This window comes from Methanosarcina flavescens (genome assembly GCF_001304615.2).
Classification (GTDB): Archaea; Halobacteriota; Methanosarcinia; order Methanosarcinales; family Methanosarcinaceae; genus Methanosarcina; species Methanosarcina flavescens.
This window is the reverse complement of the sequence record NZ_CP032683.1, coordinates 2927250-2943075: the sequence shown is the minus strand read 5'-3', so window position 1 is coordinate 2943075 and position 15826 is coordinate 2927250. Positions and strand designations below refer to the sequence as shown.

The following is a 15826-nucleotide window of genomic DNA, read 5'->3' as shown; positions in this document are numbered from 1 at the left end:
AGATAAGTAGTTTAAATCATAAACTTGGTCTTTGAGAGGCTGGATTTAAATGTCGCATCAATAATCACCTGTACATACTTTTCAAGATCATAACAATAGATTGATGTGTATAATCATAGTAACGCTTGGAGTACAGATATTAATCATTCAGTTTGGCAGTGTGGTATTTAAGACTCAACCACTCAAACTTAAAACTGGCACACTTACTGGTACACACATTTAGTGTGATCAGTTTCAATGGACTGATAAAACTGCTGATACGTATAGCAAGACCAATAAGCAAAAGTGTGGTCAGATCTAAGGAAGCTATACAGTAATCAGTAAGGGTTTCCGAAACAATTGTTTTAAATTTTATAACCATTACGGCAGGTTATCATTGATGATAGACTGTGCACGATCGAAAATTTCCCTTATTACCTCTGATTTTGCATCAGCGTAATTTGAACATGTTTCCATGTGTGAGCAGCCAATTTACGCTTGGTATCTTCATATAATCGATGGTCTTCTTCATGAGATCATAGCCAGTTCCGGAACGCAATAATTCGGTCGATTTCTTCGCATCCTACTGAAAAGACATGGAGATTACCTTCAAATTTGGGTGTTTTCAACATGCGATGCTCAAACCACTTCGGTTAGCGAATACTCAGCACAAATCCTTTCTCTTCCAGCGGCGGATATAGGATGGCTCATCGGCAGAATCAGATACTGCGAGCACCATGTCGATTACTGGTTGTGCACATAATCAAGGGACTGATGTGGAACCAGCGTGCTCAAGCAGCAACACTTTTTCCGATAGTGCTTCCCTAATCTGGATGAATAACTGTAGAAACCTTGACGGCTAGCAGGGATATATTCTATACAGGTTGCTTTCCGGGAATTATCATAAAACTGTACTGTTCGGAATTTAACCTTATTTAATCTTACTATTGAAATCTGCAACCGGACTGTTTGGATCGGCAACAGCTATGTAACCTGTTTTTGTCGCTGTACTGTTCCCCGCTGCATTTTCTACAGTCAGACTGACTGTATAATTTCCTGGTTTTGTAAACGTGTGGGTCGCATTTATGGCATGTTTTGAACTGGTACCATCGCCAAAATCCCAGTACCAAGAAACAGGTGCTTCGTCTTTACTTGCAGCAGCGAATAACACCGTAAAAGGTGCTGTTCCAGAAGTTACATTAGCAGAGAAGTATGCAACTGGTATTTTTGGAGAAATTACTTTAATGTAAACTTTTTTTGTTATCGTACTACTGCCTGCTTCATTTGCAACTGTTAAAGTAATATCATACAATCCTGGATTCGTAAACGTGTGTGTTGCATTCGTGGCGCGTTTTGAATTGGTACCGTCTCCAAAATCCCAATACCAGTAAGTTGGTACTCCACCAGTGCTGGTATCAGTGAATAACACTGTAAGAGGTGCTGCTCCAGAGATTACATCAGCAAAAAAGTCTGCAACTGGTTTTTGTGGGGAAGTTACATTAATTGGGGAAGTTACATTAATATAACCCCTTTTTGTTACCGTACTATTGCCTGCTTCATTTGTAACTGTTAAAGTAATATCATACAATCCTGGATTTGTAAATGTATGGGTTGTATTCATGGCACGTTCCGAGTAAGCACCGTCTCCAAAATCCCAATACCAGTAAGTTGGTACTCCACGAGTACCGACATCATAGAATTCCACATCTAAGGGTGCAGGTCCGAAATTTACACTAGCAGAGAAGTCTGCAACTAGTGTTTCTGGGGAAGTTACAATAATATAATTGGGTTTTGTTATCGTATTATTGCCTGCTTCATTTGCAACTGTTAAAGTAACGTTATACACCCCTGGGCTTGTAAACGTATGGGTTGCATTCATGGCATGTTTTGAGTAAATACCGTCTCCAAAATCCCATAGCCAGGAAGTTGGTACTCCACCAGTACTGGAATCAGTAAATAACACTGTAAGGGGTGCTGTTCCAGAAGTCACATTGGATGTAAACCCGGCTTGTGGTTCTATGGGTTTAGCAGTGAGATCATACATATAGACATCACAAAAATAACCATCCCCAGGTGGCAATCTTTGACGATTATCCGAATACACTATCCTGTCTCCGTAGATATCAGGTCCCATTGCACTTCCACTGGTGGTAATTCGGGTCTCTTTCTGAGTTGAGAGATTGTACATATAGATATCTTCTTTTAAATTACGACCATCTTGCCATACTATCCTATCACCATAGATAGCCAGTGATGGAGAAGACTGTTCACTGTATGAAATTCGGCTTTCCTTCTGAGTGGAAAGATCGTACATGTAGATATCACCTCTTCCACCAGTAAGGATGTCTAAATTGCGCTGATCCAGCCACACTATCCTGTCGCCATAAATAGCTGGATTTGATGCAAGTCCGCTGGTTGTAATCCGAGTTTCTCTGGATGTGGAGAGATCATACATGTAAATGTTTGATTCACCGATTAAATTTTTATTTTTATCTATAATAGTTCCGTTCCCAGAACCTGCCCACACTATTTTGTTATCATAAATGGCAGGACTGTATGCAAATCCGCTTGTGGGAATCTGAGTTTGAATCTGAGTAGAAATATTGTACATATAAATATGACCCGTTTCTTCCCATACAATTATATCACCATAGATGTCAGGTCTGGCGTAAGATACATTCTCTGTAATTAGTGAACTTGTAGAAGTTAGTATATCGTGCACGCAAAGTTTGCTGCTATGTTCAACATCATTATAATTAGATTGATACCATACAATTTTATTATCATAAATGACAGGATTTGATGCATGATAATATTCAGGAATAGTAATAATGGTATCATTTCCGGTTTGTAAGTCATAAAGATGAATTTCACCCCAATATGTCCACACCACTTTATCACCATAAATAGAAGGTCCTCCGATCTCTCCAGTATCCTCTGAGAGCCTGATCTCCTGAGCACCTAATGCTATAGATGAAATTAAAATAGAAAACACAAAAAATAAGGTTGTTGAAGCTAAACCAATAGAAAATAATTTTCTGTTAATTTTCACTATCCCCTTCCCCTTATATTCACTTAAAAACATTAATTTGCAAGTCACGAATTCAATATTTAATCATTAATTTTAAATTCAGAATATATGAACACAAAAGAATCTAAGATCATTCATTAAAAGAAAGCATTCCGAAAAATCAGGGCTGAGTAAAGATAATAAACGAAGATACCAGATGATCAAGCACAAATCTTACAAAATATCTTAAGAAATACAAAATATCTTAAGAAATGGCAGAGGACAGGTCAGTATCACAAATAATCAATTAACGGAAATCTGGGAATACTCAATCCTGTATCCGTCCCACCTTCAGATAAATACGAAAAGAAAAATGTAAGTGTAATGAAAGAATAATTTTCACATATAATTACAGTTGTCCTGGGAATGAGATAATTTTTGACATCAAATTCAGAGTTTGATTGAATAAATCCCCAGATAGTATCAGGAACTGAAAAATAAGGTCTGAGGTTTTGCAAGTGAAATATTTGATGATCAATGGAAAAAAAGAAGAGATCCCTCCTTTTCCGCATCATAAGGCTTTCATCTACAGGACTAAGCAATTCTTTTTTGCTAAAGGAATGTCAACTCGTTTAACAATGGGCAACTTCATTACTTTGAAAGAGCAGTACAGGGGATTTAAAAATAAATGTTCCATTCCAAGGGCTCTTCTGGTAGATCCGACCAGTAATTGTAATTTGAAGTGTAAAGGATGCTGGTCTCAGGATTATGAGAGTGGTCACAATATTTCGTATGAAAAGCTTGATGATATATTAAATCAGGCTGAAGAACTGGGAATTATGGATTGTCTGATGTCCGGCGGCGAACCTTTACTCCGGAAAGATGACATTCTGAAATTATGCAAGAAACATAACAAAATGACATTCGGGGCATTTACAAATGCCACTTTGATCGATGAAGAATTTGCAGATGAAATGGCTAAACTGGGTAATCTGAATGTCTTTATAAGCATTGAAGGGACAAAAGAAGAAACCGATTTCAGAAGAGGGACGGGTACTTACGATAAAGCGATCAGGGCTATGAATATCTTAAAGTCCAGAGGCATTGCATTTGCCTTTTCATCATGCTACCATTCAAAGAACTATAAAACCATAGCCAGCGATGAATTTCTTGATTTCATGCGCCTGAAAGGTGCCTGGTTCGGCTGGTTATTTCAGTTTATGCCGATAGGAAGCGGTGCGGATACTTCTTTAGTATGTACTGCCGAGCAAAGAGCATACGTATATGAAAGAATCAGGGATTACTCTATAAAACACGATTATGTGGTTATAGATTTCTGGAACAATGGACATCTGTCTTTCGGGTGCATTGGTGCAGGTGTTGGCTTTACCCATATCAATGCTAAGGGCGACATTGAACCCTGTGCATTTTGCCACTATTCCGATTCAAATATATATGAAGTGTCGCTTGTTGAAGCTCTCAGGTCCAAATTCTTCACGACTTTTAGAAATGCCCAGCCCTTTTCGAAAAACCCATTAAGACCCTGCCCGTTGATAGATAATCCGCAAGCAATTATTGATGTAGTTAATGCAGCCGGGGCAAAGTCAACCCATCTGACAAACCCAGAATCGGCTGAAGCACTTGCCATGAAAAGTTTTGAGAGAGCAAAAGAATGGGAAAGAGTATCAGAAGAACTATTCAGAAAAATGCCGGATCATGTCCATAAAAACTTCTCTAAATACCTGAAGTATTGTGCTTTTAAAAAAGGAATGAAAAGAATAACCGACGGAAGAAGAAAAAAGATTTGATGCCGAAGTTTACTTGATGCTGCGATTTTCCCGCCTTACGAAATTAAAATCAACCCTGCTTTATGCATATTTGCCAGTTTTCTGTTAATATCTGGGTCGCTATACCCTGTTTCATTAGAATGAGTCAGACCTTACCTCAGCACTTCTCTTTTATAAATTTTCTACTAGTTGTCCTCGACACTCCATTAATGAGCTTAATTTTACAGGATGTACTTAAGAGTACAGCCCAGATTTTATATGAAACTCTTTAATGATTACTTTCCAGGTTATGTAAGATAATATCTAAATTATGTAATATTAAGTAACAAAAAAGCTAACAAAATTGTTAAATATTATTAGTGAATATAGTTTAGTGTCTCTACCAAACAGGCACAGAAGTCAGTCGCCTCCTAAATCGTCATAAGCACCTGAAATTTCATAGCCCCTGCCTGCACCTGCAAAGAAAAACAGACAGGGGTCAAGGTGCAGCACAATCGCTGTCCTGAAACCATGCGCCGGTTTATCACGCCGACCACGCCGTCACGCCGGTTTTTGATCAAACTTTTTTTCTAAAAAGTTTGCGGTCAAGCAGTTTTTTCAAAAGGCTTGCGGTTCAGATTTCCCAGACCGCCCCGAACCCAAGACTGTTTAACCTTTTATCCTGAGCCGCAAAAAGCCTTTCAGCCGACCGGCAGCTTCCTGCGTTTCCGTTCCAGCCTCCGCCTCTTCTTACCCGTACTGGTATGGATATGCTCGGGAAAAGATTTTCCCAGGCTCTTCCGTCTGCAGGGGCGCCTTTATAGCTGATGTGATACTCGTCCTGCACCCATTCCCATACATTCCCATAGATGTCGTAAAGCCCCCAGGGATTTGGCTTTTTCAAGCCCACTGGATGGGTTTCAAACCCGGAGTTTTTCAGAAACCAGGCGTACTCCTTAAGTTTTGATTCATCATTTCCGAAAAAATAAGCGGTTTCAGTTCCAGCCCTTACTGCATATTCCCATTCGGCTTCTGTTGGGAGGCGAAAAATCTGGTTATTTTCCCGGGCATTTTCAAGAGCATTGAGTTTACTGAAAAAAACCTGAACCTCATTCCAGGAAACATTTTCAACCGGGTGCTTTTCACCCCTGAAATACGAAGGATTGTCTCCCATTACCTCCTGCCACTGCTCCTGCGTCACCGGATATCTGCTCAGGTAGAAAGGTTTTTTAATTGCTACTCTATGTACAGGGCTTTCCCAGAGTTTTCTACGTTTTTCGCGTGTTGGAGAACCCATATAAAATTCTCCGGCAGAAATCAGGACAAACTCCATTCCTATGGAATTGATTGTTAAGCCGGTGGATGGATTTTTTATTGAATTATCAACTGAGTTATTCATTGAACTACCAATCTATATATTGTTGAGTCATTTGGTCAGAAGACTGACCGGGTCAAGGCTTTAGATAAATAAAAAATATAATTAAAAGTGGATTTAATTAAGAGTGGATTTAAATTTCAATTTTATATAATTTATGACATTAGGTTTTCTTGGGGATGCTTTAATCGATTTGATATTTTTATAGCCCAAGGCAACAGAGGCATATGGTTTATAACCCTTCGGAATACCTAATTCTTTTAAATATTCTTTAGCCCTCGAGCTACTAAAAGCCACCAGCACAAAACCAATCCAGCATAACCGAGACCTATGGGTTCTGCAGCAAGTAACATGTTCTGCGTTGCAGCGGCACAGTCAGATTCAATTGCTATAGCTTCTTCACCAGAAACAAGAATCACGGTTGGAACCTCATAGAAAATATTAAAGCCTTCGTTATTTGCTAGCTCCTTGAGGGGCTTGTATTGCTTCACTATCTCCTTTGCTTCACAGTTCAGCCAGGCGAGCAGTTCCCTGTTCTGTATTACCTTAAAATGCCAGGCCTGGTCATTCGGACTTGGTGCATAAATTCCGACATTCAGAACAGCCTGTAATTCCTCGTCTTTGATTTGCTCATTTTTAAAAAACCAGATAGGTTAAACCCTGCATACAATATAAAATACAATAAACAACGTAAAAAATAGAATCAAACAATATAAATAAAATATATTTAGGCTCTGTAGAAATCCTCTAAATTCTGTTTTTACCCAAAAATTATAAAAATAAAATTGTAAAAATGCTCCTTAATTTTTTTGTCCACACAAAAAACAAAGGAGCAATTGCTATTGTCATCAAATAAGTATATTAAATTTATTGATCTCAGTCTTAAAACGGTTCAGTCTTCCAGACTGAACCTTTACTCCTGCAAATATTCCAAACGTGTTTATACTCAACATCAGCTTCTTGTTCTTGTTTTATTGAAGGAGTATATAAGTACAGACTACCGTGACTTTGTAGAACTTGTTGACCTCATGAACAGTATAAAGAAAAAACTTGACCTTGATAAGGTTCCTCATTACACTACTCTTCAAAAGTTTGTGTCCAGAATTCCCTCTTCATTGTTTAACCTAATTTTGTCAAAAACTCTAAAACTATTTTACTCACATGGAGAAAAAGTTCTCATTACGGCAATTGATGCAACAGGATTTACGAGTTCTTATGCAAGTCATTATTATTCTAAGAGAACAGGGAAGCTCCGAAGGAGCTTCCTTAAAACTTCAATATCAGTAGACACTATTAAAAAAGTAATATTAGGATGGAAAATTAGCCAAAAAACAGATCATGATGTCAAGCATGCAAAGACTCTGATAAGACAATCAAACAAGTCAAGAAAGTCTCAATGTTATGTGATGGATAAAGGATATGATTCCGAAGAAATTCATACTCTAATAAGAGAAGAGATAAAAGCAGATTCAATAGTACCTTTGAGAGAAAGAAAAAGAAAGAGAATAAACGGAAAATATAGAAAACAATTAAACAAAGACTTTGATAAGATCAAATACAATAGAAGGAATATAGTAGAGACAATAATATCTGTTGTAAAAAGAAAATTTGGAGAAACATTAAGAGCAAGAAAGGTTAGAAATCAAGTAAAAGAAGTAAAAGTTAAACTAATAGTCTATAATATAAACAAAAAAGTAATACAATTATTATGGATTAAATTAAGGATTTCTACAGAGCCAAAAGAACGGTTATTTATTAAGGACAACGACCTTAAAGATCGGCTAGTAACGGGTAAACACATTTTAGCAGCACTATATGTGTGCGGGGTGACTGCTTCTCTTGTTTTCAGTTATGCTGCAGTTTTGTATATAACTGGTCTTCTCGATCCTGGTCATAATGCTGGTTTCCAGTATTTTTGGTTTGGAATTTTTGTTCTTGGCTCTATATGAGTAAGTCACTGGTTCTCTATCTCTAGTCGAGATTCCAGGTATTCCTTCAGAACTACAGCGTTGTTTAAGTTCTCATCTTTTGCAGCATAGAGCAGGGTCAGATCGGTTTCTCTAGCTTTTACGAGAAGTTGCTGCACATACTCTTCCTTATGCTCAAGCTCTTTAAGGTAGCATTTCCTGAATTCCTCCCATTTTTCGGGATCATGCGAAAACCATTTTCTAAGCCTGTTCTCAGGAGCTATTTCTTTTATCCAGAGATCAAATCTTGCTTCGTTCTTCCTGAGACCTCTTGGCCAGAGCCTATCCACAAGTACCCTGAATCCATCTTGATCGGACGGCTGCTCGTAGACTCTTTTAACTCGGATCAATGGGTATTCCCTCTTAACCAATTTAACTCTTTTAATCAGTTACTCCATCTAAACAAGTTAATTTATGTTTATGTACATTCATACTTTATATCTGTTTTTTATACCCATCTTTTATATCTGCTTTTTATATCCATTTTTGATTCAATTCTTACTCCTGCCTGTTCGGCTCTGGTTTACTTTTCCTTCCTAGCATAACCTTCTATTTTACTTGTAACAGTTTTCCTTTTATTCTCGACTGGGCTTTTTATATCACGGCACCCAATTATAAGTAAATTTGCTATCTGCGCAGAAGAGTATAAAGTTTTCTAAAAATTTAATAAGAGCTATTTAATAGAGTCTAGTACATTAATAACTATCAGGGGGAAGCATGAGCCAAGGATATGTAAAAAATCTTGTTACCAGAACAATGAGAGAATGGATGGAAGATGATTCTATGACATACAGTGCTGCACTAGCTTTTTATTTTGTACTGAGTCTTCCTGCACTTCTATTATTTTCGGTATCAATAGGTAGTATTTTTTTGATGTCAAAAAGCATTCAGGAAAACATACTCGATTATCTAAAAGGGGTAGTTGATGAGAGCATAATCAGCATGATAACCTTACTTTTCGAGCGTATTCCGGACATTAATTCTCTCTCTATAAACGCATTAATAGGGTTTGCAATTCTACTCTGGAGTGCAAGCAATATTTTCAGGCAGTTGAAGAACTTCCTTGAACGAGCTTGGAATATAAAACCCTCTGAACCCAATAATATCAAGGACTTTGTAAAGGATGCTGTTGTATCTTTTGCTATTGTTATTCTCTTTGGAGGGCTGCTCGTACTGAGCATACTTGTTGAAGGGTTCGTTTATACGATCTCAAGATTCTTCCAGAATTATTTACCTTTCTCACCTTCCATTGCAGATTATGCAGGTTCCATAGCCAGTTTCCTAATGCTTGTACTATTCTTTATCCTTGTGTATAAACTTCTCCCGGATAAAAGTTTTAATTTGAAATCTGTTCTTGTCGGATCCCTGATAACGGTAATTATGATAACGATAGGTAAATATGTTATGGGACTTTATTTTCTGTACGCCAATCCTGCAAGTGTATATGGAGCTATAGGGTCGATTATATGGTTATTTCTTTTGATCTATTACTCTTCGATTATGATTACGATCGGCGCAGTATTTACAAAAGTTTACTCTGAAATCTAAAAGTATACTAAAGATCCCTGCTTCTGTAGGAAAAATCTGTCTACACAAATCAAGATTCTGGCATGAAAGTGAAAAATGTCAGATTGAAGTCTCAAACCAGAAACCTTCTGAATTCGAAACCTAAATAAAAAAAGTAAAAATTGAATTCTTAACTTAAAGCTCAGACTTTGCCGGTTATAAGTATTCCATTTTTCACTTTTTCTCCACTTTTTCCTCTTTGAGAACCTTTTTTGCAATGAGAAAAACTGCAAATGCAATAATAATAAAGTTTATCAACTCTGCCAGAAAAGCCCCCCAGCTTATTACTACAGACCCCAGTTCAAGAGTAGCCTCCCTCCAGGCACCTCCAGGAATAAAAGGCGTGATTAGCGGCATGATTATATTATCCACAAGGGATTTTACAAGAGCTGTAGATGCGATACCCATGATAAAGGCAACTGCAAGTGGGATTACCTTATATTCGTAGAGAAAATCTTTAAATTCACTTAAAAGCCCCATTTGATCCTCCTGTAAATAGATAACTGAAACAATTGGCAATAAAATTAACAGATATATCTAAATTGTAAATTAAGTTCTTAATAAAATAGGAAACATTATTCAGAATTATAAATAGAGTAAATATATAAAGAGTTGCTTAAGAAACTGTTAGAAAAAATAGTTCAGTCCTAAAGCTCAAAGGCACGAGTTAGTGCCAGCGTTTCATGTGCCTGGAATGGGTTTCAAGATAGGCTCCTTTCTCATAAAAATGGTCATAGAATTCGAGATCAAGGTGCTGTGCCTGAAGATAGGGCATGACAAGAATGCTCGGAACCGTGCCAGGAAATTTCCCGAAACGGTTGTAAATGTACTGGGCCTGTAAAGCAACACATGCCTTGAACTCTTCATCGTGTCGCTTTGCCCTGCTTCGGACTGCCTTTGTATCTTTGTAATAACCCGGGGTTTCCGGATTGAAAGGGCCTCCGGAACCGAATATTCTTGCAGTCAGGGCATCTACGACCTGGTTCATATTCTTGTAGTGAGGAGGCGTATAACCCTCAAACACACCCGGAAGCCCGGTAGGATTGGAAAGGGACCAGCGCTCATCCGTATCATGCCTGAAACCAAGTCCGGGTACGTTGGGGTTCCCACTCGCTCCGAGAACTGAAAAAGGGTCCATGCCGTTGAACATCCAGCCGCCCAATCCCATTGCCTGCAGCATAAGCATTCCCGCGTAACAGGCAATTGAAAATTCTGCAGTGGCTTCCGAGAACGACCACAACTCAAGAAAACTTAAAGGTAAGGGATTCTCGGTGTCAACAAGCTTGCTAAATTCCTCAAGCCTTTCTATCCTTTGCCCATGCACGTCATCAAAAAAACACACCCCGTTCTGCGTGTAGTAACAGAGCCCAGCAAGCACGTGCTGGGCAAGGTCGGCAACTGGAATAATAAATGTTGTGCCCGGATGGTTGACGACCCAGATATTGTGGGCCTCGACATATGGAGTCTCAGGAGGAATCTTCAGCCTGCCGTCTGCAATTTTTCTAACTCTCGCTCTGTGTGCCCTGAGCAATTCTTCCGTCTCGAAAGTCCCGTTTTCCGAGCGCCTGGCAAGTTCGGGAGCATCACGAGTCTCGAAGAAATAAACGCCGGTATCGTCTGTGAAAAAAAGTTCACTTGTGTGGAAACCGGCAGCCGATGGAAAAGTACGTCCTCCTGCACTGCAGGCATAGTTGGAAAGGTCAGGTGCATATCTCTCCCCGCACATAATCAGATTGTGCCAGCCGGTATTGCCTGCTACTGCCGAAAGCACCAGCATCTGCTCCTCTTCGGTCAGAGGCAGAAGATTATGCTTTGATTTGTACTTGAAATAGCCATCTGGAATTGAAGCCCCCATAAAGAAACGGCGTGCCCTTCTGCCAAAAAGTGCGTCTACAAACTTGAAGTCAAGAACATCCTTAAAACCAGGTGAAAGGTCTTCTCTATCCATGCCAAACTCCCCATTATAGAGATTCTATAAAAGTATCTATAAGGCTTTTGCCCAGTGACTGTTTCAAAGATGGCTACATATAAGGCACCTATCTAAATTTAACCGAATGCCTTTGCCCAATCGGAAAATTCAGCTAAACAGGACCTTACCGTCTGACTTAAGCAAAGTTATCTTATGTACTCGTCTCTTCGGGGTGAAAATACCTCGATAGCTATGGAATCCTCCAGAGTTTCAACGGCATGAGTTACACCGCCCGGAATTGTCCAGGAATCCCCAGGCTCCACATCAAAAGTCTCTTCCCCGATGGTCAGAATAATTTTACCTGAAATCAGGTAACCGGTCTGTTCATGAATATGGTCATGGGTCGGAAGGACACTGCCACCTTTCAGAAAAAATTCGCTCATCAAAGTCTTTTCTCCATATACCATTGTTTTCATATTAACTCCGGGAAGAATTTCCCTGTAACTATTTGCCTCATTTTTGTAAAACATGATAACCTCAAATCTCCTGTTACAACCAGATCTATAAAGCTAAACATAAAAACATAATAAATCCAGAAAGAACTCAACTTTATATATTTTTTCTGCCATTTGGATTTGTCATAAGCTTGTAAATTTAAGGTTTAGTCTGCAATTCGATGTTTGGCCCAGGGTTTAAGAGAAAAATCGGGAAATTATAACATTCCTGATTTTTCTTTGCTTGAATCTCATAAAATCGACAAGGTAAAATTATAACAATAATTTTATATATTAGTGACACATATTATAGTGTAAGGCATCTGATAAACGCTTTTCTTATACCCAAATCATTTTTACCCCCCAAACTCCCAAACATCCCCAATATCAGATGCCTTCTCCCTTTAATTTTCAATTTCTCGAAATTTTTACATATTCATTTCTTTAGCCTTCCCATCTTTATAACTTTTTTCATAGTTTTTAGTTTTCTTTTCGTCGCCTATATATCTTAGCCTATATATCTTAGAGACTCACCAATTTCAACTGCATCTCGTTTATTTCCCTTATAACTCACAGTCCTGAAGGTATCTTAATATTATTTAATAAGAAAGATTATTTAAAAGTAGTCCCAAATCTAATACATGTCTTCTATTTTCCACCAATACCGAACATTTATACCTTTTTCCTGCCGCTACGAAGCTGTATTTTCTGGAATTACATGGGACAATTGAGGATTTTATCATGCGAATTCAGGCAAGGGAACGAAAAATCTGTAACTTTTAATGAATTCTATGCCAGAAAGATCCCGAACAATCGATTTTGATAGGAAACAGAGAATTCCTTGCCCATAAGAACAGAACTCTTGAGATCGGGTATTCCTTGCCTGCCAGTTATCACGGCAGAGGATACGCAACCGAGGCCGTTCGATCAATGGTACAGTGGGCATCTTCCAGCCTCAAAAGGGGCAGCATTATTGCTTATACATATCCCATCTGAAAGCCTCAATTCGGGTTCTGGAAAAGAAAGGCTTCCATTTAAAAGGAAAAGGTCCGGAAGAAGGAACAATAGCCTATGAGTTTTTAAAAAGGAGCGCAGGTTCTGTACTCGGTTTCTGAGGAATTTCAGGAAAAAAAGTTTTTACAGAAAATAATTTGAGTACTTCGAAAAATTCCCATAAAATAGCAGTATAAAATCAATTTTATATATTTATGGGTATTATTATACTACTGGGCATCTGTGAACTCTCCTTTTAAACACCCCCCTCTTTATCCCTGTTCCTCCTTAATAAAAACGGATGCCCTTTTTCTTCTAAAAACTTATTTTTTCCCAGGAACCTGTAGAGCCTTTGCTGGAAATGGAAATATTATAAACGAATCCGCTTTTTTGCTTCCTCCTCTCTTTTGTTTTCTCCTATTTTCTCTTGTTTTCTCCTATTTTCTCTTGATTTTTTGAGTCTTTTAATTTTACAGGGGAGACTTTAAAATTGGTTAATAGGCATATTAATGTAAGAAACATGTTAGGGAATAAAACAAAATCACGTAAAGAGAAATGGAGATGATGCATTGACAGAAAACCCATTACAGGTTATTGTGGATCAGGACCCTGAATTATTTAACCTGCTTGAAAATACACGTGAACTTGCATTTGCGGAAGGCGGGATTCCCCTCAAATACAAGTTCCTGCTCGCAATGGCTCTGGATGCAGCCGGTGGCTCGGCAGGTGGAGTAAAATCCCTCGCACTCCAGGCAATGCAGGCCGGAGCGACAAAAAAAGAAATAATGCAGGCAGTAAGGATAATCCAGTACATTTTCGGGGCTGGAGCCGTTTATACAGCTTCAGAGGCACTTAAGGATATTTTATAAATTAAGAAAAACCAGCAGCTTTAACAGGTTCGACATTTTAACCCTACCATATTGAGTACCTGCCTTAGACAAGCAATACAATTGTGATCGTAAATTCTGAACACATTTTCTTTGTTAATTTATAATATTATTTCATTTATATTAATATCTTATTTCGCAGATAGATGGGATAAACTCAATAAAGAAACTAAAAATGGAAATTGTCTGCCAGGAACAGGAATGGTACCTGCCGAAATAAGATATTAATATGTTCAGGAATTCAAAAAGCCAGTCGTGCAGTAATCATCGCCGAAATATACTTTGAATTATTTGGCGAGGAATTTGAAGCTAGAATGGATCACTTAGAAACCGGGAGGGGGTTTAATATGGAGGATATTCAAAAACTTAGAGGAATGCCTGTTAATGAACTGTTGCAGGAATTAAGAGCCCGTGAAGCAAAAACCGGGGAAACTGCTATGGCGGTACCTGCAGAGCCAAGTGAAAGTCTCAGGGAGTTCAACGATGCAACAATTGTCAGGGTTCTTAAAGAGAGACAGAAAGTAATTTACGAAACTGACGACCGTATAGATGTGTGTGATCTTCCCAGTGGGCCAAACAGGGATGATGTGGACAGCGTAGTCGCTCTTTTCAGAGCCTCAAAAGTAATTGATAATGGAGATAGTACCTCTACGTTGCAAATCAATAACTTCGGCGCATCTCAAAACCTGTGCCCTGAGGAACGCTTCAGAGACCAGCCGACAGGAGCCTTCTGTTCTGGTTTTCTAGTTGCGCCTGATATCATCGCCACGGCTGGACACTGTGTCAATGCCGGCAATGTAACAAATGTTTGCTTTGTATTCGGATTCCGTATGCGTGATTCAAGCACTGCAGAAACTATCATTAACAATACGGAAATCTACCGCGGCGTAGAACTTCTAGGGCGAGAAGAAGTAGGAAATGGGCCGGATTGGGCACTTGTACGGATTGACCGTCCGGTAACCAACCATCGTATTGCCCGGATCAGAAGAGATGGTAAAGTAAGTGACACCCAAACGCTACATGTTATAGGGCATCCTGCCGGTTTGCCCACAAAATTCGCGGGTGGAGCGTCAATTCGTGATAATCAGAAGAATGCATTTTTTACAGCAAATCTTGATACTTACGGGGGTAACTCGGGATCTCCAGTCTTTAACAGTGAGACTCATGAAGTTGAAGGTATTCTTGTTCGGGGTGAAACCGACTTTGTCAGACAGGGTACCTGTAATGTTTCTCTTATTTGCCCGAGTTCAGGATGCAGAGGAGAGGATTGCACCCGGACTACCGAGTTTCAGCACCTTGTCCCTGAGCCGTCGTCCCTCCAGGAACAGCCAATCCCTCGCTGAAAAAGCGACTCTGATAGCAAGTCAATAAGAGTATCTTAAGGTCAGGCAAACGGTAAAGCCTATCGTTTTATTGATTCTTCAATCAGATCGACGCTGTATTTCTTTTCCTATGGGGGTTACACTGATGCGGTGTCGATCTATAAGCCTGAGGAATTCAGTAGCTGGCTATAATAATAAATGAGCAGAAGCGTGCACTATGTCTTTCTCAACTGTTGATTTTAAGGCCTTCGAAAAAAAGGTAGCTTCAGCTATTGACAGCGCCGAGTCTCTTGAGGAGATTGAAACATTTCTTAGATCGCAGCCTGGCGTAAAGTCTGTGCAACTGACAGATTACCTGATGAAATCAAATCCCCCGCAGCGTGAGTTTATAGTAGAATTCAGCATGCGGGACGGCTCAACGGTCAAGAAGGTCATCAATATTTTTGACCTGGGCAACCAGCAGTTCGAGTTCAACGAGCTGCGTGACGAGTAATAACCATAGCTGTCGCTATTAGAAGAACATGGAGATAGAGAGACAAAGGGAACACAGGGGAAAAT

At 39.1% G+C, this 15826-nt stretch carries 13 protein-coding genes and 1 pseudogene; 7 read left to right on the top strand and 7 right to left on the bottom strand.

The genetic code is table 11. The annotated features are described in order from the left end of the window. Positions 1-910: 910 nt before the first annotated feature. Positions 911-3031 (bottom strand): PKD domain-containing protein, encoded by a 2121-nt coding sequence (locus AOB57_RS12885; protein ID WP_054299063.1) that lies wholly within the window; start codon positions 3029-3031, stop codon positions 911-913. Between the two features lie 476 nt (positions 3032-3507). On the opposite strand from AOB57_RS12885, the gene AOB57_RS12880 reads away from it, so the two are divergent. Continuing rightward, positions 3508-4797: a radical SAM protein gene (locus AOB57_RS12880; RefSeq protein WP_226999510.1), complete on the top strand. Its 1290-nt coding sequence runs from the start codon at positions 3508-3510 to the stop codon at positions 4795-4797. Between the two features lie 592 nt (positions 4798-5389). Here AOB57_RS12880 and AOB57_RS12875 read toward each other — a convergent pair. Both AOB57_RS12875 and AOB57_RS12870 read right to left on the bottom strand, forming a co-directional pair. Next, positions 5390-6154, bottom strand: a complete 765-nt coding sequence (locus AOB57_RS12875) for a formylglycine-generating enzyme family protein (protein WP_054299065.1) — start codon at positions 6152-6154, stop codon at positions 5390-5392. 236 nt (positions 6155-6390) lie between these two features. Then, complete coding sequence (locus tag AOB57_RS12870) at positions 6391-6780, bottom strand: nitroreductase family protein (RefSeq protein ID WP_264371750.1); 390 nt, start codon at positions 6778-6780, stop codon at positions 6391-6393. A 192-nt stretch (positions 6781-6972) separates the two neighbouring features. On the opposite strand from AOB57_RS12870, the pseudogene AOB57_RS12865 reads away from it, so the two are divergent. Then, a pseudogene (locus AOB57_RS12865) lies at positions 6973-7866 on the top strand (IS5 family transposase); the annotation flags it as partial. Between the two features lie 218 nt (positions 7867-8084). On the opposite strand, the gene AOB57_RS12860 reads toward AOB57_RS12865, so the two are convergent. Next, a complete protein-coding gene (locus AOB57_RS12860; RefSeq protein ID WP_054300056.1) occupies positions 8085-8447 on the bottom strand; it encodes a DUF488 domain-containing protein in 363 nt (120 codons plus the stop codon). 367 nt (positions 8448-8814) lie between these two features. Between AOB57_RS12860 and AOB57_RS12855 the strand changes: the two genes are divergently transcribed. Further along, positions 8815-9645: a YihY/virulence factor BrkB family protein gene (locus tag AOB57_RS12855; protein ID WP_054300055.1), complete on the top strand. Its 831-nt coding sequence runs from the start codon at positions 8815-8817 to the stop codon at positions 9643-9645. 192 nt (positions 9646-9837) lie between these two features. Here the strand turns inward: AOB57_RS12855 and AOB57_RS12850 are convergent, their stop codons facing one another. The 3 genes from AOB57_RS12850 to AOB57_RS12840 all read right to left on the bottom strand — a co-directional run bounded on the left by AOB57_RS12850 (position 9838) and on the right by AOB57_RS12840 (position 12102). Then, a complete protein-coding gene (locus tag AOB57_RS12850; protein WP_054300054.1) occupies positions 9838-10143 on the bottom strand; it encodes a large conductance mechanosensitive channel protein MscL in 306 nt (101 codons plus the stop codon). Positions 10144-10330: 187 nt separating this feature from the next. Next, the gene (locus tag AOB57_RS12845) at positions 10331-11611 is read right to left on the bottom strand and encodes a hypothetical protein (RefSeq protein ID WP_054300053.1); all 1281 of its coding nucleotides are present in this window, start codon (positions 11609-11611) and stop codon (positions 10331-10333) included. A 167-nt stretch (positions 11612-11778) separates the two neighbouring features. After that, positions 11779-12102, bottom strand: a complete 324-nt coding sequence (locus AOB57_RS12840) for a cupin domain-containing protein (RefSeq protein WP_054300052.1) — start codon at positions 12100-12102, stop codon at positions 11779-11781. A gap of 783 nt (positions 12103-12885) precedes the next feature. Here AOB57_RS12840 and AOB57_RS14685 point away from each other — a divergent pair. The 4 genes from AOB57_RS14685 to AOB57_RS12820 all read left to right on the top strand — a co-directional run bounded on the left by AOB57_RS14685 (position 12886) and on the right by AOB57_RS12820 (position 15761). Next, on the top strand, positions 12886-13062 hold the full coding sequence (locus tag AOB57_RS14685) for a GNAT family N-acetyltransferase (protein WP_226999509.1): 177 nt from the start codon (positions 12886-12888) through the stop codon (positions 13060-13062). A gap of 566 nt (positions 13063-13628) precedes the next feature. Further along, positions 13629-13928: a carboxymuconolactone decarboxylase family protein gene (locus AOB57_RS12830; protein ID WP_082384332.1), complete on the top strand. Its 300-nt coding sequence runs from the start codon at positions 13629-13631 to the stop codon at positions 13926-13928. A 365-nt stretch (positions 13929-14293) separates the two neighbouring features. Further along, positions 14294-15289 (top strand): trypsin-like serine peptidase, encoded by a 996-nt coding sequence (locus AOB57_RS12825; RefSeq protein ID WP_054300059.1) that lies wholly within the window; start codon positions 14294-14296, stop codon positions 15287-15289. A gap of 196 nt (positions 15290-15485) precedes the next feature. Beyond that, complete coding sequence (locus tag AOB57_RS12820) at positions 15486-15761, top strand: hypothetical protein (RefSeq protein ID WP_054300049.1); 276 nt, start codon at positions 15486-15488, stop codon at positions 15759-15761. Positions 15762-15826 lie beyond the last annotated feature (65 nt).